Genomic DNA, 24,201 nt, shown 5'->3' with positions numbered 1-24,201 from the left:
ATGAAACATATAATTTCCTTGCTGTTACTACTTGGGAGCTTTGCCTTGGCAAGCGCTCAAGACACAGCAACCACAGCGCATAAGCACGTGCATAGCGAGAATGAAAAAGCGCTACAGTACACGTGCCCAATGCACCCTGAGATCGTTTCGAGCAAGCAGGGCAACTGCCCAATTTGCGGAATGAAACTAATCGAGAAGAAGGAAGGGAGCAAACCAGAGATGGGAGCTCATAACGAGCATGCACAGCATGCAGACCATTCTAGCTTGAAAAAGGTAGAACCTAAGCCTACTCTTGGAAAGATTGAAGGTCGTACCGTAACGTATCATTTGTATGTCAAAGATACACTTGTCAACTTTGCAGGAAAGCAGAAGATGGCAATCGCGGTGAACGGTCAAATTCCGATGCCAACTTTAGAATTCTATGAAGGAGACACAGCAGAAATCATTGTGCATAATTTAATGGACAAATCCACCTCTCTCCACTGGCACGGTCTGCATTTAGAAAACAAAGAAGATGGAGTTCCGTGGCTCACGCAAAAGCCTATCCCGCCACATTCTACTTACACGTATCGTTTCCCTATCATTCAAAACGGTACCCATTGGTACCATTCCCACAGTGGTTTTCAGGAACAAATTGGGATGTACGGGATGATGGTTTTAAAGAAACGTGAAAACGATCCAACCTTTCGTAGTGGCATTGACGATTTACCCGTCGAGAATCTCATTTTAAGCGAATGGTCTAATTTAATGCCTCATCAAATTCAGCGTATGCTGCACCATGGAAGCGACTGGTTTGCCCTTAAAAAGGGATCTACTCAAAGCTACCTTGAAGCTATTAAGGCAGGGCATTTGAAAACCAAGCTTACCAATGAGTGGAAACGAATGCATGCGATGGATGTGAGCGATGTGTACTACGAGACCTTTCTAATCAATGGACAAAACCAAAGCACCCTTCCACAATACAAAAAAGGGGACAAAGTACGATTAAGAATTGCCAACGCAGGAGCCTCTTCCTATTTTTGGATCAATTATGCTGGAGGAAAGATCAAAGTCGTAGCTAGTGATGGACTAGACATTGTTCCCATTGAAGTAGACCGCCTTTTACTCGCCGTTTCTGAAACGGTGGACATTGTCGTGGAAATCCCAGAAGACAACCATTCCTACGAACTACTAGTCACACCGGAAGATCGTTCCAATTCCACTTCTATCTTTTTAGGACAAGGGACAAAAAAGAACCACCCACCGCTTGAGAAACTCAAGTACTTTGAGGGAATGAAGATGATGAATGACATGATGAAGCTAAACGGTGAGATGAAAGACATGGGAATGAAGATGAGTTATCAAACCATGGATATGAACGAAGTGATGTATCCTGAAATCACAGGCCCTGCAAAAGGCAAAAAGGAAAAGGAGCACACCATGAATTCAGGTCAAAAACACCCTACGGATCCTTCTGCGCACGAAGGTCATACCCTATCAGCAGAGCGTAAGGTAAATACAGAGCACTCCGACCCTGCAGGCCATGGAGACCACACCCTGATTTCTGGGCAAAAACACCCTACGGATTCTTCTGCGCATGAAGGACATACCCTATCAGCAGAACCTAAGGTAAATACTAAGCAGTCCGACCCTGCAGGCCATGAGGGGCATACCATGTCTACAAGCGACATAACGACGCTAAACTATGGGATGATGAAATCTCCCTACGATACCTCTCTACCTAGTTCAAGTCCAGTGCGGGAACTAAAATTCACTCTTACAGGAAACATGAACCGATACGTGTGGAGCATGGATCATAAAGTGCTGTCCGAACTTGATAAAATTCTCGTAAAAAAAGGAGAAATCTTACGAATTACACTGGTTAACAATTCCATGATGCGCCACCCCATGCACTTGCATGGATTTGATTTCCGGGTTCTAAACAACCAGGGTATTCAATCTCCCTTAAAGAATGTCCTTGACATTATGCCAATGGAAACAAACGTAATCGAGTTTGAAGCAAAAGAAGAGGGCGATTGGTTTTTCCACTGCCATATCCTGTACCATATGATGGCGGGGATGAATCAGATTTTCCAAGTCGGAGACTATGAAAATCCAAACTTGCCTGATCGGGAAAGTGCCTACAAAGTTCTACAAGCAGAAAGCAACATGACACACTTTACGGCCGAAAATGATTTCGCCACCAATGGAATGGATGGATCGGCTATGCTTTCCAATACTCGTTGGGAACTTTCTTCAGAATGGAAACTTGGATATCAAGCAAACGATGGACAAGAAATCGAAACGAAACTGGGACGCTACGTGGACAACAACCAATGGTTCATGCCCTTTATCGCGTACAATTACCATAAGAGAAACCACGAAAACAGTCTAGACAAGAAAACCCTATTTGGACAGAAACTATCCGAGGCCAAAACCTCCACTGTGAGCGCTGGATTCGTATATAAACTACCATTTCTACTGGAACTGCAGACTGAAGTTTTCAGCGATGGAATGGTTCGAGTCCAGTTAAGTAGAGAGGATATCCCTCTTACTCCACGACTTAGAGCAAACTTCATGGTCAATACAGACAAAGAATATAGAGCGGGTCTCAAATACATTGTCACAAGACACCTTGGAATTTCAACGAATTATGATTCTCACCTTCATTGGGGAGCAGGATTCACCTTTACTTACTAAAGGATTTACTACTTGATAGATTTAGGGCTGTGATTTTAAAATCACAGCCCCTTTTCTTCCATTTCAAATTCAATAATCTACTCGCCAAAATAAACTCAAACACAAAGTCATAGGGTAAAAGTGTATCCGTGCATAGGGAGTGCTAAAATATAAATAGAAGGCCTACCCCCCTCTACAATTCGCTTATAATAAATTGCACTAGGCGTTGATGATCCTTTTCAAGTACCTCAAAACGATACCCTTCAATTTCGACAGAATCTTTCTCCTCTGGAACTCCATCGAAATAATGGTAAAACAGCCCTGCAACCGTGGTGTAATTTTTATAGATTTCAGGATCAAAATCCAGATCAAACGCTTTTGAAAAGTCTGCGAGTGGATACTGTCCACTGATTTGCCATACACCTGGGGAGGTTTCTTCAATGGAACTATCTCCGTCCTCTGTTTCTTGCGCTTCTCCGATCAATTCATCTACGATATCATTGAGTGTCACGAGTCCTTTTGCCGTTCCAAACTCATCGATTATGATGGCGTGGTAATTGCGCTGAGTTTTAAAAGCTTCTAGCACTTTATAACTTGACGTGTTTTCACTAAAATAGAGTGGCTGTCTCAGCAGAGGCTGCAAATCCAATTCTTCACCGATATGCGTGATTAATTCTTTTACATGGATCAGTCCTAAGATTTCATCAGGATTGCTTTCACTCACGACGGGATACGCGGCATGTTGTTGGTCTTTTATCTTTTCAAAAATCGTTTCCCAAGTGTCTTGCATTTCAAAAAAGACAAGAGACGTTCTATGGGTAATTAACGAAACCACTTTTCGGTCTCCCAGTTCAAACACGCGCTCTACGATATGGCGTTCAATCTCATCTATTTCGCCACTTTCTGCGCTCTCTTTCACCAAAGCTTTAAGCTCTTCTTCGCTCACCTTCTCTTCTGTAGTCTGATCAATCCCGACAAGTTTCGCAAGTGCATTGTTTGACGTGGTTAACAACCAGACGAAGGGACGTGTTACTTTCGAAAGAATATCCATCGGAGCCGCGAGCACAGAAATGATTTTCTCGGGGAAATGCATTCCAATTCGTTTTGGAAAAAGCTCACCTAATACAATGGAGAGATAGGTAATGGCAATCAAGATTAGAACCGTAGAGAGGGGTAGCGAATAAGGCGCTAAAAAATCGACTTGATTCAAAAGTGCCTGCACTTGCCCTGTCAATTTATCCCCACTGTAAATCCCTAATAAAATTCCAATCAGGGTAATTCCGATTTGGACCGTGGAGAGAAACCGTGTAGGATTCTGGGAAAGTTCCAGCGCTTTCTTTGCTCCTATATTCCCCCTCTTCGCTTGGGATTCTAATTTGAATGTCCTTGAAGAAACAAGGGCCATCTCTGACATGGCAAACACTCCATTTAAAAGGATTAATAAGACAATAATAAGTAATTCCATAGAGTAAGTCAAGGCCGATTTTAACGGCTTAATGCTTCAAAGATAAGGAAACGGCCGCTTTTGCAAGGATGAAATTCTCATAAATAAAACACAAAACAAACGACTAAAAATACTTATCTTTACTTTCAACACCAACTCTCATGTGCAATTATGTATCCTTACTCTCCACAAGCCAGGAATTAGAAGAATATTTCGAAGCAAGCTACCAAGGGCTGCCCTATCATTTGGGCTACCGCATTAATGGCTTTGCAAATCCTATGCTTCCCATTATTTCAGACAAAGATCCGAAGGTTATAACCTCCGCCCAGTGGGGACTCATTCCTGAGTGGGGCAAAAACCGAGACTTTCAAAAACGCACACTAAATGCTCGAATTGAAACCCTTGAGACTGTTCGGAGCTACCGAGACTCCGTGAACAAAAGAGCGCTAGTCCTTGTGAATTCCTTCTTTGAATGGCAGTGGCTAGATTCAAGTGGTAAACAAAAGCAGCCCTATTCCATCCAATTAGAAAACGCTCCTCTCTTTGCTTTAGGAGCACTCTATAGCGATTGGAAAGATCCCGATACGCAAGAAACGACCACTACCTTTTCCATCGTAACGACAGGGGCTAACCCCCTAATGGCTCAAATTCACAATACGAAAAAGCGCATGCCCGTAGTCCTTGATTTTGAGGCTGCCGAGCGTTGGCTTAGCAAGGAGCAGCCCCAAGAATTTGCTTTTCCTAATTACGACCCCCTATTAGAGGCAGAAAAAATTGAATTTCACTAGAAATTATTTTTTATTTTTCCGGATCTTAAAAATCACAACAGAAAAATAACCAATGAACAAACTACTTCTAGGCACCTTCCTATGCACCAGCATTGCCTGGGCTCAAACCAGTCCTTCTTCTTCTCGTGTCGAAAAATCCATCACAGGTGTTCAAGCCGGATTTTTAGGTCTCAATGTTTACAATGAGAGTAGACTTGCAAGCGAAATTGCCCTTCGAAGCTCTGCCAATCTCAATGCAGGCTTTTGGTTTGGAGACATAATGGGTTCCGGCTTCGTTTTTGCACCCGAGTTAAGTGTAGAACCTAAATATTACTACAATTTAGATCGTCGAGCTCGAAAAGGAAAAAGCACGAGTTGAAATTCAGGAAACTACATTAGTCTTGACTTCAAATACGTTCCGGATTGGTTTGTCATCTCAAGTGAAAAAGATTTGAACGTAATCTCTTCCTTTGGCATTGTACCTTCTTATGGGATCCGTAGAGAATTTGGAACGAATTTCAACTATGAGTTTAAGGTGGGATTTGGGTATGGATTCTTACTCAATTCTGGCTTTTCTTCCACTTCAGGTGCAATGGCAAACTTGAGTTTCAAAGTCGGATACGATTTTTAATTTCTCAGCTTTTTCGTCCTTCCTATTTCAAGAATGAGTTTTAGGTTACTTTATCAAAAATCCATTGTATTGTACGTGTAAAAACACGTATTTTTGCAAACGATGAAACGTTGGTACCTATACCCTTTTTCCCTTCTGTACGCTTTTATAACGAGCGTTCGAAATGCGCTATACGATGTAGGATTATTAAAATCCACACGCTTTAGAACCCCCATTATCTGTGTGGGAAATTTATCCGTCGGCGGAAGTGGAAAATCTCCTATGGTGATGTACTTGGCGCAGCTTCTTTCCGAGCATTACAAGACCGGTGTTTTATCTCGAGGCTATGGACGAATTACCAAGGGATATGGAATCACCAATTACGAAAGCTCTTACAAAACCGTAGGTGACGAAGCCATGCAACTATTCGAACGGTTTAAAAACCGATTTGTCATTGCGGTGAGTGAGCAAAGAGTGCCTGGGGCTAAAAAAGTACTTGCAGACATGGATCTAGAGGCTCTTGTGCTGGACGACGCCATGCAGCACCGAGCCATCCGAGCGGGATTCACCATTTTAATGACGGACTACAACGATCCTTATTTCAAAGATTACGTTTTGCCTGCAGGAGACCTACGTGAAAGTCGCTCAGGGAAGAAACGAGCAGACATTATTATGGTTTCTAAATGCCCAGTGAATTTATCCGAAGAAAAGAAGAAATACTTTCGCTCGCGAATCAAACCCCAAGGAAACCAAAAAGTATTTTTTTCTTCCGTCGTTTACGACGAACATGTTTACAGCAAGGATAAGATCCTTCCTGACAACAATCTCGCCTACTACGACATCTTACTTGTGACTGGCATTGCAAACCCTTCCCCCTTAGTGGACCATCTTTCGAATTACACGAAGAAAGTAAAACACCTTCGATTCAAAGACCATCATAATTTCTCAGATCAGGATATAAAGACCATCCTGGCTGAGTACAACAAACTCGGAGAATACAAACTTCTTTTGACCACGGAGAAAGATTACGTGAGACTAAAAACTTTTGATTACCTTCGAGACTTAGTCTATTACTGGCCCATCAATGTAACGCTTGACGATCCAGAAACCTTCAACCAAACGGTATTATCTTATGTTAGATCTCATTAAATCCTCGGCAGCCTTTATTAAAGAGGTAATTAAAGACACACCTGATTACGCAATCGTCCTAGGCTCAGGTCTAGGCGCCTTAAAAGACGAAGTTGAGGTGATAAAAACCATTAACTATTCAGAAATTCCAAACTTCCCACAAACGACAGTCGTGGGACATAACGGTCAACTAATCTACGGACTACTTGAAGGAAAGAAAGTTCTGATGATGAGTGGACGTTTTCACTATTATGAAGGATACGACATGAAAACGGTCACCTTCCCCATGCGTGTTTTCCATTTGCTGGGAATTAAGAACATGGTGGTTTCGAATGCCTCGGGTGGGGTAAACCCCGATTTCAGAGTCGGCGATATCATGCTCATCAAGGACCACATTAACTTTATGCCAGAACATCCACTCCGTGGAGCCAACCTAGAAGAATTGGGCCCTCGCTTTGTGGACATGAGCGAAGCGTACGATTCAAAAATGCTTTCTACTGCGCAAGCGGCAGCAAAAGAACTGGATATTAAAGTCCACACAGGTATCTATTTAGGCCTTCAGGGACCCACTTTTGAAACGCCAGCAGAATATGGAATGGTTCGAATCCTAGGCGGCGATGCAGTTGGAATGAGCACTGTACCGGAAGTGATTGTAGCACGTCATATGGGAATAAATGTCTTTGGCATCTCGATTATCACCGATGTAGGGGGACCTGATATTGCCTTTAGTGTTTCTCATGACGAGGTACTCGCAGCAGCCGATACCGCCATGCCGAATGTCATAAAAGTAGTTCGAAAACTGATAAAAGACCACGCTATTTAGAATGTGTAAATAGAAAAACATAGGCACCTTTCGGGGTGCTTTTTTAGTTTTAACACGTCGATTTACGCTTCATACGCACTGCCTAATCACGAAGAGGATATAATTCTTAATTTTGAAGAGTGGAAAAAGAGGCAACAAGAAAAATTATTCATATTGACATGGATGCTTTTTATGCATCCGTAGAACAGCATGATTTTCCGGAGCTAAGAAACCGTCCTTTATGTGTAGGATCAGAAGAGCGTGGCGTAGTTGTGGCCGCGAGCTATGAGGCGAGAAAATTTGGCATTCATTCAGCAATGCCCTCCAAACGAGCTTTAGAAAAATGTCCCGGTCTTTTGTTTGTCCCTCCTCGCTTTGAGCGCTACAAAGAAATCTCTCAGCAAATACGCAGTATTTTCAAAGAATATACGGACCTTGTAGAACCTCTTTCTCTGGATGAAGCGTACCTCGATGTCACAGAAAACAAAAAAGGAATTGATTCTGCGAAGCAAATCGCAAGAGAAATCAGAGCTCAGATCCTAGAAAAAACAGGACTAACTGCTTCTGCAGGAATTTCGATAAACAAATTTTTAGCCAAGGTAGCCTCTGATTACCATAAACCCAACGGGCAGAAAACCATTCATCCCGACAAGGTTCTTGAGTTTCTGGAAACCCTACCCATTGAACGATTTCACGGCATTGGAAAAGTAACTGCAAACCGAATGCATGAACTGCATATTTATACAGGAGAAGATCTTAGGAAACACTCCGTGGAGGACCTCACTCACTATTTTGGCAAATCAGGTCTCTATTTTTACAATGCGGCCAGAGGAATTCATCACGCCAAGGTAAATGCAAACCGAATCACCAAAAGCATAGGGGTCGAGGATACATTCTACTCCTATCTTTCCGAAGACGTTAGTTTAAAAAAAGAACTTCAAACGATAGCCCAAAAACTATTTGAAAGAACCTCAAAACGGGAACTTCGAGGAAAAACTCTAACGCTGAAAATCAAATATAATGACTTCTCACAATTCACGCGTAGCCGCACTTCCCAAAATTTCTATCTAGATACAGAAGAAATCCTTTCCACAGCGTTGCATCTCTGGCAATTGCGACCTTTTGACAAACCCATCCGACTTTTGGGTTTAAGCCTTTCTAACTTCGAAAATCGGGAGCAAAAATCGACTTCTGTTCAACTCAAGATTCCGTACGACTTATACCCGTAACCCCCTTTCAATCAGCTCTCGCCGCATTTTACTCTTCATATTTAGAACAATTCTAAATTATTGTCTAATTCAAGAATTAACAGTAACTTACAGCGCTTGTTTGCCAAGTAACACACTTGAAAAAAAAACCCAAATTTATGACTAAGTCTCCAAAGAGTTGGACACTCGTCCACTTGCGAAATTACCATCGTGATAAGGTTCAAATAGACACGAGTAAATTCACAATTATCTATACTGCAAAGGATGATGTGACTTTGCACATTGGAGATTCCAAAATTAAAATAGCAAGCGAAAACTTTTTCTTTCTGCCTCCGAATGTGGACTTCTATTTCGAAAAAAAATACAGAACCGCTTTTGTGTTCGCATTTGACCAAGACTTCTTTATCTCGCGCCTCGAACTACTTTACCAGATTAAGAACGGAAATCTATTTAGTAATCCGAAGGGGACCCTTGTCAAAAACGATTTCTTCCCGTATGAACTTATTTTAGAACATTATTACTTACCGGTTCGTCGCCCTGGCGCAAACCAAATAATTCGCAAGAACAGTCTTTTAAACTTTTTAGAGTTCATCCTAATTCGCATCCTGTTAAGTAGCGATAGCGAAATGAAAATCCATTCTCAGCAAACCTATGAAAAGGAGATTACGGATCGGTTTCTATTTATATTAGCGCATGAGGAAACCATAAACCTCAATGCCACCTATTATTCCGAACAACTCAATATCACAAAACGAACCTTGGACAACGCCATAAAGGATACTTATGGATGTACAGCCAAAAAATATTTAATTGGCAAAGCCACCGAAAGATCTAAGACTTTACTGATCACTACCGACAAGCCGATTAAGCAAATTAGTGCAGAAGTGGGCTTCTCTCAGGAGTCAAACTTCGTCAATTTTTTCAAAAAGAACACAGGTCTTACGCCGGGACAGTTCAGAACGACCCTCACAAGCGAGCAACCCGCTCTAAATTTCATGTCGCCGAAGCTAACCAAGACCAAAAAAACGCAATGAAAAATGCATTTGATTATCAATTTAATCACGACGATAATACCATTAAAGTACGAACGATCGTTCATGTGAAAGAATAAATCATTACGTAAAAGTCCGTATTTATGCATGTTACATGCGTATGGTTATCAAAAAATACAAAAAAGTTATGCAAAACGTTTGCATAACTTTTTTGTATTTTTTGATAATATTCTTAGGAATTCACTGAAGTATCTTTGCACTCGAAAACAAAGGGATTCACCACTCAGTTTTCAAAGCTAACACAATTTATTATAAAAAACAATAGAATATTCATGAAAAAATCAGCAATTTTATTTGGAGCACTTTTAGGTCTAGTATCAATTACAGCGAATGCACAAACTACAGCAACTGCAACCGTAAACGTTAGACTTCATCCAATCCAAACTATTATCGTAAATCCTTCTAATCAAAATGTAAATTTAGATTACAACACAGAAGCAGATTACTTAAATGGGGTAGACGCAACACAAGCAGATCACCTTACTGTTTATTCAACTGGCGCATTTGCAGTCACTGTAAAATCTGATACCGACAAATTAAAAAGTACTGCTACAGGTGTAACAGAAGACATCGAGGCAAGTGACATTTTTGTGACCGCAAGTGCGGGAACTACAAATGCACTAGAGGCCACGGGAGTAACCTACGAACCAGCTGTATCTCTTAAGACAACTCCAACAGCTTTATTCTCCAGTACCATTGGAGGGGTAAACAAAAACGTCAATGTGAACTATGCAGCCAAAGGAGACTTGGATGCATATGTAAATAAATACTTTAACGTAGAGAACCCAACCGTTTATACGACTACAGTAACATATACGATTGCAGCACAATAATTTCTGCTTGACTAAAAACATAACAAGGCAGTTTAGGAACAATTTCTTAAATTGCCTTTTTTGCAATCCTATGAGACGACTATTCTACTTTATAGGCCTTGTGTTTTTATTCGTTCCTTTTATAACACAAGCACAGACTGGCATTACGGTAGGGCCACCGAGAACTTACTTCATTTCCGCTCCCGGAGAATCTCAAACAAAAAAGATTCTGGTGAGCAATCCGAGTAAAACCGGTACCATGAACTTAACCGTATCCTTTAACGATTGGTCTTATGACCTGCAAGGAGGTAATGTCATGGTAGATTCTGGCACACTACCCACTTCCTTATCGGGTTGGTTAACTATAATGCCTCAAACTTTCTTTACTTTAGCCCCAGGGGAAAGTAGAGAACTTGAAATTACATTAACGGCACCTACGCCATCGGCACCCTTCGAGCCTGTACATACGACAATGCTTTTCATTACGCAAACCAATCCTTCGGATTCGTTTAACGAAAAGGGGGCTATGGTGAAAGTGGCCGTTAGGACTGGGGTCAAAATTTACCATCAGTATACATCGGATACCGCTAGGCCCGATATCACATTTACCAACTTTAAATTTGAAAAGGAGAAGAAGCAATTGCTACTTAACTTCACGAACGACGGAAATACTTGGACCGATGGGGCTATCCTCTCGGAACTCGTTTCGCAGACAGACGGATCCGTCGTAACACTCGCAGATCAGGTTATCTACACGATGCCTAAGGATCATAGACAGGCGGCCATTAAACTACCCGAAAACTTAAAACCGGGCAAGTATTTGGCAACAGCTACATTCTCTCATACGAAGAATGATGTCATCAAAATGGCGGAGCTTTCTTTTACTTATGAATAAATTATTCATTCTTTTAATACTATCCATTCCATTCTTCCACTATGGACAAGCTGTTAGAATTGAACCCCACAATACAGGCTGGTTTCCAGTGGACAGTTACCAAGGTGCAAGAGTCTCTAATTTAATTAAAGTACCTATTCATTTGACTTCCACACAAGGATACCAAATGTCTGGGTGGTCACTTCGTTTCAGAGTGGTTGGCCCAATTACGAACGGAGCTATTACCATAAATCCGGCAGATTTACAAAAGATTAAATTCCAAGTCTCTACAATTACAAGTAGTGGTGCTAACGACGACGGTATGGTTGCTAATTTAAATAATGTGGGAGCCGATCTTTCACTTATCCCATTTAGCACAGGCAGTACAGCTATAGTCCCCTATTCGAACTTTAATTTACAAGTTACCAACCGATACCTAGGTATTAACCTTGGCCTAGATGTTGAGATGGAAGGGGGAACGTACTTAGAGCAGTACTCATCTTGGAACTCCTACACAGTAAATTTAGTTTTCGAATTGCGAAATCGAAAAGGACAAATCATGCCGAGTGGACAGCCAGCTCCGGTGGCCTTTGCTATGAGAATTCACCCTAGGGACACACCTCCAATCGAACAGAATTACCTTGTCTCGCTGAATCCAAATGCTTCGAATGTCCTGCTTGAATTCAAGACACCGAACGATTATGCGAATGGAGTAACCCAAGTGCAGCCACAGGCGCTCTCTATCCTTTCAGAAACCCCCTATTTTCTGCAAGTAAAAACCCTTAGCACTGACCTTTCAAGCACGACAAGCACTCTTCCTTTCAATAGCGTTCAATTAACCATGAAAGAAAGCCAAAGTGGTTCGACAACAGGTTCCGTAATGCTTTCAACCACAAACCAGACACTTCATAGTTCTCCAGCTCACAGCACTATCAAAGGATATGATTTGACCTACTTTATTAAACCTCCTACTGATAACTACGGATTTTTTAATAAACCTTATCAACTCTATAGCGGAACTCTTCTCTTTAGCATTACCCCACAATAAACAAGTTGACTTGCTTCTTAAAAAATACCATCCTTTTCCTTGCACTGCTTAGCTATTTAGGGCTCAATGCGCAGGCGGGCGATTTCTCCATGACTAGTGACAAAAACATTAGTGTCACAAACGAAGAATTAGTCACTTTAATCCTTAAGATTGAGAATAAAAGTGATTTAGAAGGCGATTTTCAGCTTGAAACTAGTGGAAATCAATATTTAAGAATCTTAAAGACCAGCAGTGCAATTAGTCTTGGAGCAAAAGAAAAGACCTTCCTACCTATTAAATTTTTAGTTACCAAGAGCCAACCTGCAGGGAAAGCTTTCATTTCCTTCAAACTGCGTGATCAATCCAAAAATATCCTTGCAGAAACCTCTACCACTCTCACGATTGCTCCTAAAAGAATTTTAAAAATATCAACAAACGAACCTCAGGAAATCATTTATCAAATTGGAGATTCCCTTCGAATCCGCACTCAAGTATACAACGCAGGAAATCATAGTGAACAAGTAAAGCTAGTCGCCTCATTCCCCTCTTCGTCTGGCAGCCCAATCAGTATTGAAAAGAACATTAAACTCGAGCCCTTTTCAAGTCAAAATGTGACCTTTTCCAAGATCATTGATCGCGAACTATTGCAACAAGAACTATTCAACGTAAATGTTGCGATGCTGAATGATCAAAATGAATTCATCGGGAATGCGATCGTACTCGTCCAAAATGCCCTTGGAAACCGTAGATACGTAGACCCAAATCAACAGCGACTACTAACGAATGTAGGAAGAGGCAACCAAGTTAGCTGGAGTCTTAGAAACCCCTTCAACAAACTAGATGCGGCACAATCAATTGATCTAAATACGACGGTGAATTCCGGAGATCTGCAAGCTGAATTTAATCTCAATAGTACGTTTTACCATAACAAATCTCTTCCCCCCCTCTTTCAAAACACATACCTTAAACTAGAACGCCAAGGCCTGGGTTTAAAAATCGGAAATCTAAGTACAAGTGACCTTGACATTAGCTTAACGGGGCGAGGGGTCGAGTTGTATCTTATTCCAAAGGAAGAACAAAAGAGTACGTTTAAAATTGGAGCAGTCGAAAAAAGTTACAACTTATTCGACCCCTTAGACTTTAAAAATTCTCCTCGGGGATACACTGCGTTTGCTACCTCCACGACTACTCTTACCAAAAACACTCAAATCGAAAGCGATCTTGTTTTCGACCAGGATCCCCTTTCAACCAACGTCCTATTAAATACAGGTTACTTCTACAACACAGAAAAGACGCAGTACGGTATTGTTCTCGGGTATGGGAAATCGAAATCTACAGACGAATCCAATCGAAAGGAAAATTCCATGGCTGCTGGTATTCATTATAGAACTCAATGGAAAGCGTATACAATTAATTCTGATAACTATTTTAGCACTGGATATTACCCAGGAATTAGAAAAGGCAGCACTACATTCAATCAAAGAATTGGTAGACAATTTAAAAACACAAGCGTTTGGGCGCAGTACAATTTTAATCGGTACGATCCAAAAAACATTAATCCACTTTTTCACTTTTCTACCACCACCACTCGACATCAAGCAGAAATAGGAACTCAATTTCTATTAGGATCAAATGTGTCAATGACAATTTCTCCTCAGTTTCAGAGTGAGACTGCTGGAATTTACCTCGCGGATTATTTATCGAGTACACTTGTAGAGTTCCAGTCTGCACTAGTCAACAAAACAATAGGATTTCAGACAAATAACAATTTACATAGATTCAACTTATCAGTAGTAGAAGGAATTGCAAGGTATAAAGGGTATACAGAGACCCTGTTCGTAATCAAAACTCAATTAAACTACTATTACAAAAATCTTCTTTTCAACATAAGCGCTCAAAAAGGAAATTTTCTTCTTTATGAGGGCACTCGAAACCAGCAGCTTACCAACGATACAGAAAAATACACCGCGCTAATTAGTTACCGAAAAGACTTTTTCAATAAAAAACTGAGTCTCAATTTTAGTGGAATGGCGAATAAAGACTCATTCGTTGGAACCAGTTTATCGCTTTCTACAAATGCTGAATTAAAGTTAGGTCGATCGACATCCATTTTCGCCTACTACGGCTACACAAAATTCATTGACAGTTTTTACGATTTCAACAACACCTATTTACAATTTGGTATTACACAAGAAATCCCTACCATTGGAGAGCCGGGTGTGAAATACAAAAATGGAACGATTGCCGTGTTTGTGTATCATGACATCAATAACGATGGTAGTTTTAATCCAGAAACGGACTACCCTGCAGTTGGAAAGCAAGTTCAAATCAATAAAACGATCTTTATAACAGGAAAAGACGGAAGAATCAAATACAGACAAGTTCCCTACGGGAATTACACAGTAAAATCCATTGAACGCGATTGGTATGCCGAAGTCATTAGGACAGATCTTGATAGTCGTTCTATAGAGCTCACGATCCCCTTAGAAAAAACAGGTCAAATCTTTGGAAGCTTACAGTATACCCACTACAACAAAAACCAATACGAAGTGAGTTCCAATCTCACAGGAATTCAAGTCCTATTCAAAAGTGCACACGGTAAAGAGTTCACCTTTTATACAAATGAAAAGGGAGAGTACCGAGCTTATTTACCGCTTGGTCAATACCACATGACCGTAGATGCAGAAAGTTTACAAGAGAATGTGTACGTAGATCAAAATCCTATATCAGCCACTGCAAAGGAAAACGAAGTAACCACCCTACCCACTACCATTCTTAAGATCAAAGAGCGCCGAGTAGAGATCAAACGTTTTGGAGAATAATCTTTTTTAAGCAGACTCACTATTCAATTATAAATTCAGTAGGCTGCTTAAGATTACGTAAATTCGTGTAAATATCTAACAAATGAATCAGGTCATGCTTCAAGGGTTTCACTGGTACAGTGAAGGGAACGGTGTACTTTACAATGAACTTAAAGAAAAGGCTTCGTATCTAAACGAACTTGGCATAAGTTCCCTGTGGCTCCCTCCTGCTTACAAAGCTTCTGGCGGTGGATATTCAGTTGGGTACGACCCTTACGATTTATATGACCTTGGAGAATTTGATCAAAAAGGGACGATTCCAACCAAGTATGGAACTAAACAGGAGTTAATCTCGGCTTGCAAAGAACTGCAAGAATCAGGAATCTCAATCATAGCCGACATCGTGATCAACCATAAAGCCGGAGGCGATGAAAAAGAACAATTTCATGTGGTACGCGTCAACCCTGAGAATCGACAAGAGAATCTTTCTGAGCCCTTTGAGATTGAAAGCTATACCAAGTTTACATTTCCAGGGCGAAAACAGAAATACTCCTGCTTTGAGTGGGATTTCACATGCTTTTCCGGTGTCGATTACGCAGAAGGACAAGAGGCTGGAATCTTTCAAATTATAAACGAGTTTGGAGAAGGTTGGGAAGAAGTTATAGGAGATGAAAAAGGGAATTACGATTATTTGATGTACAACGACATTGAGCACCGAAACCCTTTCGTAAGAGAAGAACTCGGAAATTGGGGCAAATGGTACCACGACCAAATCTTCTTTGATGGGCTAAGACTTGATGCGGTTAAGCATCAATCTCCAAACTTTTACAAAGAATGGCTCAATAACCTTCGCTCGAATACGGGAAAGAATCTTTTTGCCGTAGGTGAGTACTGGGCTCCCGGTCAGCTTCCTCTCCTACTGGAATACATTGAAGCCACCGAGGAATGCATGAGTTTATTTGACCCTTCACTACAACACCAATTTCATTTGGCTTCGAAACAGGGAGAAGAGTTTGACTTAACCCAAATCTTTGAAGGCACCCTCACAAAGGAAAGACCGGATCTTTCGGTCACTGTGGTCGCCAACCATGACACGCAACCTCTTCAACAATTAGAAGCGCCCGTAGAGCCTTGGTTTAAACCTCTTGCCTACGCCCTAATCTTACTAAGAGAGGATGGCTACCCTTGTCTGTTTTATCCGGACCTGTTCGGAGCAAGCTACAAAGACCAAGGAGAAGATGGGAAGGAATACGAGATTTTTCTACCCAAAGTGGAAGGTCTTGAACTCCTTCTAAAAGCAAGAAAGAAGCACGCATTTGGATTGCAGCGAGATTTCTTCTCTGAGCCCACTTGCATTGGATGGACAAGAGAAGGAGATTCGGAACATGAAGGGATTGCTGTGGTTTTAAGCAACGCAGGCGAGAATCGAGTCTCTATGGAAGTGGGTACGAGGTATGCGGGCACACACTTTTCTGATCTACTTGGCCACATAGAGCAAGTCGTTGAAATCAACGAATCCGGATGGGGAGAGTTTCCCTGCCCTGCAGGTAGCCTCGCCGTGTTTAGCAAGAAAGAAAACTAAATCACTTCGATTCAGAAACCAAAACCTTTTTGGCCGTCTTTTTGGTTCCGTCAATCGGATGATTGTACGGAAGCTCTAGTAGCTCTGCGACAATTCCATAAACCTCTACATTTTTAAACTCTCGAGTCGTCTTGCCCTGTTTAAACTCTGGACCTGTCGCATAAAACACAGATTTCATTTCGGGAACTTTTTTGGGATCATACCCATGCTTTCCAGGGGTTTTGTAATCGTTTTCGCTTAAAAAGACCTTCCCCTTTCTTGGAACAAGGTAAATATCTCCCATTCGAGATGCAAACGTATCAGGCCCACTTCGATAATGGAGTCTTTTAGGAAAACGAGTAGCGAGATATACTTTGTAGTCGTTTGTTCGGGATTTTTTTAGCTCTTTGTAAGTGGAAAGAATCTGCTTTGGGTCTTTTACTTGGACACGAAGCAAGGTTTGAGCATTCACAAAACGAAAGCGATCGCTGTCGTTTAAAACTTGTGGAATCGAAAGGGGATTATCTAAATCCACTCCAAGCATTCCGTGATCGGAAACAAAGATAAAATTGACATTCGGCAAGCCTAATTTCTTCACCCTTTCTTGGAGCTCTCCTACCGCTTGGTCTACCATTAATACAGCCTCTTTCGTCTCGCTGGATTCAGGACCATGCAAATGTCCCATCTTATCTACCTCGTAAAAATACATGGTAATCAAATGAGGTCTTTTTTCTTCGGGAAGCTTAAGCCAATTCTCAACAATCGAAATACGCCGGTTTGCATCAAACTTCTCATGGTAAGGGTAATAAAAACTAGGTCTGGTTCCTCCTGCGGTGCCGTTCGAAGCCACCCAGAACAAACTAGCAGCCATCGTATGGTGATTTTCTGCTAAGCCCCAAAGCGGAAGTCCCTTTAACCAAGAACCGTCCGTTATCTTTCCCGCACGACTCATAGAAAAATCTTCCTGTCTTTTCGTATCGTAAAAATTATTGTCTACAAATCCTGTGTGGGAAGGATACATTCCTGTCACAAGCGTATAGTGGTTCGGTCCTGTAACCGAAGGATAAGAAGGTACCATCGCTTTGGCTTGTACTCCTGAGTGGGCTAGAGCCAAAAGGTTTTTCGCTCCATATTTCTTTGCATAATCAAACCGAAACCCATCCGCAGAGATTAGAATCACGTACGGTTTTTTCATTGCTTCTGCACTATTGCTCCGGCCTGGAACCGCCACTTGCGCGGTATCCACCTGAGCAAACCCTAAAAACAAAACGAAACTATAGCAAAGAACAAGGTACTTTTTCATGGCAAATTTTCTTAAAGTCCTACAAAAATAAGACTTTCAAAGAGGAGAATGTTTAATTTCATGTTAAATCGGGGGAAGACTCTATTCAAAGTTAAAAAAATGCTTAACTTTAGTCTAGTAAAACCATACCATCATGACAAATATTGTATTTCCAGTTGATTTCTCCGATTCTACCGATTTACTGATAGAGGGAGCTGTTAAATTTGCCAAGACCACAGAGGGTAAAATCTTTCTTATTCACGTGGCTCCTTCCGACATCGGATTTGCCATTGGGGACATGGGCTTTCAATACTTTCCTGAAGTGGAACAAAATGAGATTAAAGAAGAGCTACATCTTCTAAATGGACTCCAAGAAAAAATCAAAGCTATGGGTGTGGAGTGTGAGCACCTGCTAAGACAAGGAATCGCGAAAGACGTAATTTTAGAATACGCAAAAGACAAAAATGCCGATTACATTGTCATGGGGTCTCACGGAAGAAGTGGAATCTACGATGTATTTGTGGGAAGTCTAACTAAAGATCTGACAAAAAGCTCCTCTATTCCTGTACTCGTAATTCCTTGCCACGGCAATTAATTACAGAATCCAGGGGCTTCTCTATTTCTACAGTTTTTGACAGTACATGTTAAAAAGTACTTCATTGTTTTTTGTGGTTGACCTTTTGAAACTTCCCTTTCATATGAAGTATCTCCTTGGTGAGTTCGAAAAACTGCATTTCATCTTCCAAATCTGAATCCTTGTAATCGGTCACAATAAAATAAGATTGAAGGCCGTTACCAATGACATACTCGGACTTTTCAGGTTTAACTTTAATTTCCACATCCTTTGAAATGGCTTGTTGTATCATGAACTCATTTGTAGGCCGTAAAAATATACTAAGGGACATTCCGTCTACATCAAACTGAAAATTCAAATTGCTTGGAGAAAATACATGTTTCCCACCATCATCTATAGGTTCCGCACTTTGGGTGGTTTCAAACAGATATACCTGAGCTTGCAGGTTTTGAGCACTGCAAAAAAGTATAAACAGAGCTAGGATTAAAATGGTTTTCATAGGAATGCTTTTTAAATAGATTTATGATTTTACTCACTGTAAAATCAGTTAACAATATCTTCAACTTGATTTTTTTCTTTAAATAAGTTGTTAACTTTAAGTAGAAAAAGACGTGTACGTGCGTAATTGTACACCGTACTTTTTCAAAAGTATTTTAATTTTTCTTTTGATCAACCATTTTAAAATTCCCTTTCATATGCAGTACCTCATCGGCGAATTCAATAAACTGAAGTTCATCTTCCGTATCTGAATCCTTGTTATCGGTAACAAAGATAAAAGACCAGGGGCCGTTGCTAAAGATATACTCGGTATGTTTAGGTGTCTCCGTGATATGTACATCCTTTTCAATCCCTTCTTCTCCTAGCACCTTATTTGTACTTCCGTCAATTAATGTGAGAGTCAATTTGTCAACATTAAACTGAAACTTCAAATCGCTAGGTCTAAATACCTGCTTCCCCTGCGCATCTCTCGGCCCCGCGCCATGCGTGGATTCAAACAGATACACCTGAGCTTGCAGGTTTTGAGCACTGCAAAAAAGTATAAACAGAACTAGGACTAAAATGGTTTTCATAGGAATGCTTATATAACCAATAATAACATTACTCAAGGAAACTTTGACCTACTCTGGCTTAAGGTAAATAATAGTAAATATACCTTTTAAATGAAGCGTTTCCCCTGTTGAATCGAAAAACTTCATATGATCCGTTCCATTGGGATCCGTATAATCCTCTACTGTTATGGATTCCTTTGTTTTATCGGTAAATATATACTGCGTATAATCAGATTTTTCTTCAGCACGGGCATCATTGTCAAAGGAATATTGACTTATTACCAAATTCGTCACAGGATCAATCGCAGATATTTCTTTTTTTTCTCCATCTAAAATAACTTTTATATGGGTCTGCTCAAACTTGTGCCTGCCTTCTGCATCGGGTGGACCCGCAAATTCGATAGCTTCGAAATAAAACATTTGAGCAGCAAGTCCTTGTGACAAGCAAATTAGTGCAATGACGAGGAAGTTTAAAATGGTTTTCATAGTGATGTTAATTTAAAAAAGAGAATCTTCAAGGCTTCGAACTAAAATTGAAACAAACCTATGCCGAAAATAGCAAACTTGCAATACCTAATTCTAGCATGATACAACTGAGGCATGCATACTTTATTCTTCCCTTTTAAGGTAAATCATGCGGAATTCACCTTTGTAATGGGAAATTTCATCATCCAATTCAAGAAATTTCATCTCATCCGGTTTTGTAGGATCTTTATAATCAATAACGAAAAGGCTAGTCCAAAAACCGAACTCAAAATCGTATTCTGTACGCTCCGATTTCTTGGTCACTGTAACCGCTCCTAATTCTTCAATTTGTTCTGTCATACCCGTGACTCCGTCAATTATTAGAAGTTCTTTTTTCCCGGTATTGAATAAATAATTGAATTTTCATTCTTTAAATCCTTGTTTACCCGACGAATCTGGACCTGTCCCGAGTTGATTGGTAGCAAAAAAATACATTTGAGCGGAGAGTTTTTGAGTGGTGCAAAATAAGACTATGAAAAGCAATATGACAACATTTCTCATAGGTATCGTTTTTAAATTAAAGTATTGTGTACTATAAAAAGAATATAATAAACAAATCTAGCACGATTTAGCAAGTCCTGAAATACCTACAATTAGGTATTTAAAATAGAGACAAGGAAAATGCAGTAAAATCTTACAAAAAAACGTTAGAAGGATCCAAATTTAAAATCAGCAATTGCAATGATGCAGAAATTAACCCGTACGAAACAAGACTAAATACAGTCTCATTATCAAGACAAAAAAAATACCGTTCTTTTGAAGGGAGCGGTATTTCTAACAATCAATTAATTAATCTTTTTTGTAAATAGCAGGATCGTAATACGGTCTCTTTACTTTAGAAGGAGATTTGTAATCTTTGTCCTTGTTATTCCCAAGAGGAACCATTAGCTCCCAGCACCAATAAATGAAGATGGCACTAGCCACTACAAACAGAACCCAATTTAACACGTTACCGAACAAATCGTAAAAACCAAATGCCCACTTGAACACGTCACTTAAGAATAACCAGAAAGATGTCATTATTTTCCTTTTTTAAATTAACTTTGCACAAATTTATTAAAAAATGTTCAAACTACTTTCAAAAGAAAGCAATATTTTTTCGATACCGGTCTATATTTTCTTTCTTCTCGTTGTAGTAGTGCTTTTCAACGTTTTAAATTTTAGTTATCTGGATTTTATTTCGGTCGCAATCGCCTTTTGTGGGGTCGCTTTGGGGTATTTCGTTTTTAATCAAATAAACTTAACTTACAATACGCATCTGCCCCTGGTTTTATACACGGCGCTTATCTTTGCGTTCTATGACGGGACCATCGATATTGGTATTTCGGTGACGCTTTTTGTCAACTCGGTTTTGCTTTTTCTTTTAACCTCTACGCAGGAACATTTCCGGAAGCAGTCCTACCTCTTGGTTGGATTTTTATGTGCGGTGAACTATTTTTTCCTCCCTCCTGTCTGGCCAATGCTACTGTTTGTGATACTCCATATCATTGCCACGGCTCAGCACATTGCCCTCAACTTATTCCGTTTCTTTTTCGGGATATGCCTTTGCCTAGTGACCTACTTGAGTGTGATGTTTTTTATTGGGTATACAACGCTCGATCCTAATTACTTGCCCCTAACGGTGGGATCTCTAATGCAGGATTATTACCCGCTTTACTTCTTACTTCCGATACTCCTTATGAGTATCTATGCAATCTTTGACCATTTTCAACATTACAATGAGAAGAGCCCTGACTCTCGATTTAAATATACGTTCTTACTGGTTTTTACCCTCGCACAAGCCATAAGCATTGTGCTCTATATGGGGCCTCATTACGAATACCTTTTGGTTCTTGCTTTTCCCGTAAGTCTAATCCTATCGCGCATGCTACGCTATTTGCCTAAGTATGCCTACCGAGAAATTGGACTTTGGGTCATTTTAATTTGCTTACTGCTTTATAAAGGCGGAACTTTCTTTCAATTATTCTAATTTTGCATTATGATTCAAATAGACAATAAATTAATCTCCGAGGATATCTTTTCCAAACAGTTTGTTTGCGACCTCACACGCTGCAAAGGAGCTTGCTGTGTAGAAGGAGATGCGGGCGCTCCTTTGGAGAAGGAAGAAGCCGAACTCTTAGATACCCTTGTAGAAAAACTAAGACCGTACCTTCGAAAAGAAGGACTTCAAGCGATTGAAGAACAAGGAGCGTGGACTTTTGATCCTTACGACGGAGGTCTTGTAACCCCACTTGTAAATGGAAACGAATGTGCCTATGTCATTTTCGATGAGAAAGGGGTAACCAAATGCGGAATCGAAAAAGCGTACGAAGAAGGAGCTGTAGAGTTTCACAAACCGATCTCTTGCCACCTCTACCCGATCCGAACCACAGAGTACTCTACGTTTACCGCTTTAAACTACCACGAGTGGCCCATATGTGCACCTGCTTGTGATTTAGGAAAATCCCTTGAGGTACCGGTATACAAATTTCTAAAAACGCCTTTAATCCGTAAATACGGTGAGGATTTTTACAATGTGCTTAGCGATGCTGCCACCGAGTGGGAAAAAGAATTTAACTCTGATAAGGAGTAAAATCGAGTTCTTTCTTAGAAGCTAGCAGGACTTTTAGCAATAAGCAAACAAAAAAATCGACCTTAAAAAAGGCCGATTTTTTTTGTATTGTAAAAGACTAGGTAAGCCTAGATCTTACTTCTTTAGAATTTCTAAAAACTCGTCGTGAGATACTTTGGTCGATTTCTTTTCCGATGTTTCCAAAATCACGTCTTTCAGTTTCGCCATTCCTACTTCAGAAGAAATTTGTCTTACTTGTTCTTCTTGCTTAAGCATTTCTACCGCGTATTTTTGAATTTCTTCGTCTGGAAGGTGGTGAATACCGTAGACTGCAAGTTGGTTTCTTACCATTTGCTCGCTTTGTGCTAGTAGGTCTGCGTAATCCAGCTCGATGTTATTGTCGGTCATTAATTTCCCTTCAATAATTTGAGATTTCACGATTTCCTTTTCGTTTTCAAAAATCTCTTTCGCTTGCTCTTCAGACTGGATGTTCTCGTTAGAGAATTGCAACCATTTCACAAGGAATGCTTCTGGAAGATTCACTTCTTGCTTCTCGTTTACTTGTTCCAAAATTTTGTTCACAAAGTGAATGTCTGCATTTTGTTGGAAGTATTCGTCAAGTTCGGTTTTTACTTTCTCTTTTAATTCGTCTTCTGAACTAATGGTTCCTTCTCCGTATACTTTGTCGAAAAGCTCCTGGTTAAGTTCGTGAAGATCTAAAGAATAGATATCCATTACTTTCACTTCAACCTCATCGTGGTGAAGGTGTTCAAGTTCTTCTTTTGAAAATCCAAGCTCAGTCGCTAAGTCCTCATTTTTTTCTAACTCATTTTTAGAAACTTTTACGCTTCCTTCTTTTTTCAACTTTTTCACAAGTTCGAAGGCTGCTTTTGTTTCTTTGGTTGCAGTAACCGTTTTTGGATGGTGGTGGTGCTCACCCTCTGCATCTTCTTCTACCACTTGAGATACCTCAAGGGCAATCTGAGAATCGGCTCCAATTTTATCTTGCTCTACACGGGTAGCAAAACGTTTTTGCATGTTTTCAATGCTCTGTCCAATTTCTTTGTCAGACGCCTCTACTTCGTAGTGAGGAGCCGAGTAAGAAGCTAAGTCAATTTTGAAATCCGGTTCGTAACCTACTTCAAAAGAAACCGTCAGTTGTTCTGCATTAAGATCTAAATCGTCAACAGGGACCGGTACGGGCTGACCTACCATCTTAAGATCGTTGTCTTTGATGTAGTTGTTTAAAGCCTCAGAAACTACTTTGTTAATTTCTTCGAAAGAAATAGGAGCTTCGTACTGCTTTTTTACCATGCCCATTGGCACTTTTCCTTTTCTGAATCCAGGTACTTGGGCATTCTTAGCGTAGTTGTGAAGTTGTTTGTCCACATTCCCCTTATAATCCGCTTTGTCTACGGTCACTGTAAGTAATGCGCTTACCTCATCATGATTTTGTGCTGTAACGTTCATTATATG

24 protein-coding genes are annotated in these 24,201 nt (G+C 40.4%); 16 read left to right on the top strand and 8 right to left on the bottom strand.

Going from position 1 to position 24,201, the window contains the following annotated elements:
• Positions 1-2,679 (top strand): multicopper oxidase domain-containing protein, encoded by a 2,679-nt coding sequence (locus ACX3PU_RS03000; RefSeq protein WP_459083419.1) that lies wholly within the window; start codon positions 1-3, stop codon positions 2,677-2,679.
• Between the two features lie 172 nt (positions 2,680-2,851).
• Here ACX3PU_RS03000 and ACX3PU_RS02995 read toward each other — a convergent pair whose 3' ends face one another.
• Positions 2,852-4,123 (bottom strand): hemolysin family protein, encoded by a 1,272-nt coding sequence (locus ACX3PU_RS02995; RefSeq protein ID WP_459083418.1) that lies wholly within the window; start codon positions 4,121-4,123, stop codon positions 2,852-2,854.
• A gap of 140 nt (positions 4,124-4,263) precedes the next feature.
• Between ACX3PU_RS02995 and ACX3PU_RS02990 the strand changes: the two genes are divergently transcribed.
• The 12 genes from ACX3PU_RS02990 (at position 4,264) to ACX3PU_RS02935 (ending at position 16,765) form a co-directional block, all read left to right on the top strand.
• Positions 4,264-4,890, top strand: coding sequence for an SOS response-associated peptidase (locus tag ACX3PU_RS02990; RefSeq protein WP_459083417.1), 627 nt, complete (start codon positions 4,264-4,266; stop codon positions 4,888-4,890).
• A 52-nt stretch (positions 4,891-4,942) separates the two neighbouring features.
• Positions 4,943-5,248, top strand: coding sequence for a hypothetical protein (locus tag ACX3PU_RS02985; RefSeq protein ID WP_459083416.1), 306 nt, complete (start codon positions 4,943-4,945; stop codon positions 5,246-5,248).
• 72 nt (positions 5,249-5,320) lie between these two features.
• Positions 5,321-5,500: a hypothetical protein gene (locus tag ACX3PU_RS02980; RefSeq protein WP_459083415.1), complete on the top strand. Its 180-nt coding sequence runs from the start codon at positions 5,321-5,323 to the stop codon at positions 5,498-5,500.
• 102 nt (positions 5,501-5,602) lie between these two features.
• Entirely contained in the window at positions 5,603-6,628 is a 1,026-nt protein-coding gene (lpxK, locus tag ACX3PU_RS02975) for a tetraacyldisaccharide 4'-kinase (RefSeq protein WP_459083414.1), read from the top strand.
• A complete protein-coding gene (locus ACX3PU_RS02970; protein ID WP_459083413.1) occupies positions 6,612-7,430 on the top strand; it encodes a purine-nucleoside phosphorylase in 819 nt (272 codons plus the stop codon). The genes lpxK and ACX3PU_RS02970 overlap by 17 nt, the downstream gene beginning before the upstream one ends.
• A gap of 158 nt (positions 7,431-7,588) precedes the next feature.
• Positions 7,589-8,638 (top strand): DNA polymerase IV, encoded by a 1,050-nt coding sequence (dinB, locus tag ACX3PU_RS02965; RefSeq protein ID WP_459083493.1) that lies wholly within the window; start codon positions 7,589-7,591, stop codon positions 8,636-8,638.
• Between the two features lie 137 nt (positions 8,639-8,775).
• A complete protein-coding gene (locus ACX3PU_RS02960; protein ID WP_459083412.1) occupies positions 8,776-9,651 on the top strand; it encodes a helix-turn-helix domain-containing protein in 876 nt (291 codons plus the stop codon).
• A 290-nt stretch (positions 9,652-9,941) separates the two neighbouring features.
• Entirely contained in the window at positions 9,942-10,502 is a 561-nt protein-coding gene (locus ACX3PU_RS02955) for a hypothetical protein (RefSeq protein ID WP_459083411.1), read from the top strand.
• 70 nt (positions 10,503-10,572) lie between these two features.
• Complete coding sequence (locus ACX3PU_RS02950; protein ID WP_459083410.1) at positions 10,573-11,376, top strand: fimbrial biogenesis chaperone; 804 nt, start codon at positions 10,573-10,575, stop codon at positions 11,374-11,376.
• Positions 11,369-12,403: a hypothetical protein gene (locus tag ACX3PU_RS02945; RefSeq protein ID WP_459083409.1), complete on the top strand. Its 1,035-nt coding sequence runs from the start codon at positions 11,369-11,371 to the stop codon at positions 12,401-12,403. The genes ACX3PU_RS02950 and ACX3PU_RS02945 overlap by 8 nt, the downstream gene beginning before the upstream one ends.
• 5 nt (positions 12,404-12,408) lie before the next feature.
• Positions 12,409-15,204, top strand: coding sequence for a COG1470 family protein (locus ACX3PU_RS02940; protein ID WP_459083408.1), 2,796 nt, complete (start codon positions 12,409-12,411; stop codon positions 15,202-15,204).
• Between the two features lie 82 nt (positions 15,205-15,286).
• Positions 15,287-16,765, top strand: a complete 1,479-nt coding sequence (locus ACX3PU_RS02935; protein ID WP_459083407.1) for an alpha-amylase — start codon at positions 15,287-15,289, stop codon at positions 16,763-16,765.
• A gap of 1 nt (position 16,766) precedes the next feature.
• On the opposite strand, the gene ACX3PU_RS02930 is transcribed toward ACX3PU_RS02935, so the two are convergent.
• Complete coding sequence (locus ACX3PU_RS02930; protein WP_459083406.1) at positions 16,767-18,047, bottom strand: alkaline phosphatase family protein; 1,281 nt, start codon at positions 18,045-18,047, stop codon at positions 16,767-16,769.
• A gap of 133 nt (positions 18,048-18,180) precedes the next feature.
• On the opposite strand from ACX3PU_RS02930, the gene ACX3PU_RS02925 reads away from it, so the two are divergent.
• Positions 18,181-18,621 carry a universal stress protein gene (locus ACX3PU_RS02925; RefSeq protein WP_459083405.1) on the top strand — a complete coding sequence of 147 codons (441 nt, stop codon included), beginning with the start codon at positions 18,181-18,183 and terminating at the stop codon, positions 18,619-18,621.
• A 61-nt stretch (positions 18,622-18,682) separates the two neighbouring features.
• On the opposite strand, the gene ACX3PU_RS02920 is transcribed toward ACX3PU_RS02925, so the two are convergent.
• The 5 genes from ACX3PU_RS02920 to ACX3PU_RS02900 all read right to left on the bottom strand — a co-directional run bounded on the left by ACX3PU_RS02920 (position 18,683) and on the right by ACX3PU_RS02900 (position 21,194).
• Positions 18,683-19,099: a hypothetical protein gene (locus ACX3PU_RS02920; RefSeq protein ID WP_459083404.1), complete on the bottom strand. Its 417-nt coding sequence runs from the start codon at positions 19,097-19,099 to the stop codon at positions 18,683-18,685.
• Positions 19,100-19,253: 154 nt separating this feature from the next.
• A complete protein-coding gene (locus tag ACX3PU_RS02915) occupies positions 19,254-19,670 on the bottom strand; it encodes a hypothetical protein (protein ID WP_459083403.1) in 417 nt (138 codons plus the stop codon).
• Between the two features lie 48 nt (positions 19,671-19,718).
• On the bottom strand, positions 19,719-20,135 hold the full coding sequence (locus ACX3PU_RS02910; RefSeq protein WP_459083402.1) for a hypothetical protein: 417 nt from the start codon (positions 20,133-20,135) through the stop codon (positions 19,719-19,721).
• Positions 20,136-20,258: 123 nt separating this feature from the next.
• Positions 20,259-20,474, bottom strand: a complete 216-nt coding sequence (locus ACX3PU_RS02905; RefSeq protein ID WP_459083401.1) for a hypothetical protein — start codon at positions 20,472-20,474, stop codon at positions 20,259-20,261.
• 489 nt (positions 20,475-20,963) lie between these two features.
• Positions 20,964-21,194, bottom strand: coding sequence for a DUF6341 family protein (locus tag ACX3PU_RS02900; RefSeq protein ID WP_459083400.1), 231 nt, complete (start codon positions 21,192-21,194; stop codon positions 20,964-20,966).
• A gap of 43 nt (positions 21,195-21,237) precedes the next feature.
• On the opposite strand from ACX3PU_RS02900, the gene ACX3PU_RS02895 reads away from it, so the two are divergent.
• A complete protein-coding gene (locus ACX3PU_RS02895; RefSeq protein WP_459083399.1) occupies positions 21,238-22,143 on the top strand; it encodes a DUF6427 family protein in 906 nt (301 codons plus the stop codon).
• A 9-nt stretch (positions 22,144-22,152) separates the two neighbouring features.
• Positions 22,153-22,746: a DUF3109 family protein gene (locus tag ACX3PU_RS02890; RefSeq protein WP_459083398.1), complete on the top strand. Its 594-nt coding sequence runs from the start codon at positions 22,153-22,155 to the stop codon at positions 22,744-22,746.
• A gap of 114 nt (positions 22,747-22,860) precedes the next feature.
• Here the strand turns inward: ACX3PU_RS02890 and ACX3PU_RS02885 are convergent, their stop codons facing one another.
• Complete coding sequence (locus ACX3PU_RS02885) at positions 22,861-24,195, bottom strand: trigger factor (RefSeq protein ID WP_459083397.1); 1,335 nt, start codon at positions 24,193-24,195, stop codon at positions 22,861-22,863.
• Positions 24,196-24,201: the final 6 nt, after the last annotated feature.

This window comes from Chryseobacterium sp. A301, assembly GCF_054489425.1.
Note: the sequence above shows the minus strand (reverse complement) of the source record. Positions and strands in the feature narration are given on the sequence as shown.

Excerpts from the sequence above, each read along its gene's own strand:
- ACX3PU_RS02915 (WP_459083403.1), bottom strand. The coding sequence starts at position 19,670 with ATGAAAACCATTTTAGTCCTAGTTCTGTTTATACTTTTTTGCAGTGCT.
- ACX3PU_RS02990 (WP_459083417.1), top strand. The coding sequence starts at position 4,264 with ATGTGCAATTATGTATCCTTACTCTCCACAAGCCAGGAATTAGAAGAA.
- ACX3PU_RS02900 (WP_459083400.1), bottom strand. The coding sequence starts at position 21,194 with ATGACATCTTTCTGGTTATTCTTAAGTGACGTGTTCAAGTGGGCATTT.
- ACX3PU_RS02885 (WP_459083397.1), bottom strand. The coding sequence starts at position 24,195 with ATGAACGTTACAGCACAAAATCATGATGAGGTAAGCGCATTACTTACA.
- ACX3PU_RS02925 (WP_459083405.1), top strand. The coding sequence starts at position 18,181 with ATGACAAATATTGTATTTCCAGTTGATTTCTCCGATTCTACCGATTTA.
- ACX3PU_RS02930 (WP_459083406.1), bottom strand. The coding sequence starts at position 18,047 with ATGAAAAAGTACCTTGTTCTTTGCTATAGTTTCGTTTTGTTTTTAGGG.
- ACX3PU_RS02895 (WP_459083399.1), top strand. The coding sequence starts at position 21,238 with ATGTTCAAACTACTTTCAAAAGAAAGCAATATTTTTTCGATACCGGTC.
- ACX3PU_RS02945 (WP_459083409.1), top strand. The coding sequence starts at position 11,369 with ATGAATAAATTATTCATTCTTTTAATACTATCCATTCCATTCTTCCAC.
- ACX3PU_RS02935 (WP_459083407.1), top strand. The coding sequence starts at position 15,287 with ATGAATCAGGTCATGCTTCAAGGGTTTCACTGGTACAGTGAAGGGAAC.
- ACX3PU_RS02890 (WP_459083398.1), top strand. The coding sequence starts at position 22,153 with ATGATTCAAATAGACAATAAATTAATCTCCGAGGATATCTTTTCCAAA.
- ACX3PU_RS02910 (WP_459083402.1), bottom strand. The coding sequence starts at position 20,135 with ATGAAAACCATTTTAAACTTCCTCGTCATTGCACTAATTTGCTTGTCA.
- ACX3PU_RS02970 (WP_459083413.1), top strand. The coding sequence starts at position 6,612 with ATGTTAGATCTCATTAAATCCTCGGCAGCCTTTATTAAAGAGGTAATT.
- ACX3PU_RS02950 (WP_459083410.1), top strand. The coding sequence starts at position 10,573 with ATGAGACGACTATTCTACTTTATAGGCCTTGTGTTTTTATTCGTTCCT.
- ACX3PU_RS02985 (WP_459083416.1), top strand. The coding sequence starts at position 4,943 with ATGAACAAACTACTTCTAGGCACCTTCCTATGCACCAGCATTGCCTGG.
- ACX3PU_RS02960 (WP_459083412.1), top strand. The coding sequence starts at position 8,776 with ATGACTAAGTCTCCAAAGAGTTGGACACTCGTCCACTTGCGAAATTAC.
- ACX3PU_RS02995 (WP_459083418.1), bottom strand. The coding sequence starts at position 4,123 with ATGGAATTACTTATTATTGTCTTATTAATCCTTTTAAATGGAGTGTTT.
- ACX3PU_RS02905 (WP_459083401.1), bottom strand. The coding sequence starts at position 20,474 with ATGACAGAACAAATTGAAGAATTAGGAGCGGTTACAGTGACCAAGAAA.
- ACX3PU_RS02920 (WP_459083404.1), bottom strand. The coding sequence starts at position 19,099 with ATGAAAACCATTTTAATCCTAGCTCTGTTTATACTTTTTTGCAGTGCT.
- lpxK (WP_459083414.1), top strand. The coding sequence starts at position 5,603 with ATGAAACGTTGGTACCTATACCCTTTTTCCCTTCTGTACGCTTTTATA.
- ACX3PU_RS02955 (WP_459083411.1), top strand. The coding sequence starts at position 9,942 with ATGAAAAAATCAGCAATTTTATTTGGAGCACTTTTAGGTCTAGTATCA.
- dinB (WP_459083493.1), top strand. The coding sequence starts at position 7,589 with ATGGATGCTTTTTATGCATCCGTAGAACAGCATGATTTTCCGGAGCTA.
- ACX3PU_RS03000 (WP_459083419.1), top strand. The coding sequence starts at position 1 with ATGAAACATATAATTTCCTTGCTGTTACTACTTGGGAGCTTTGCCTTG.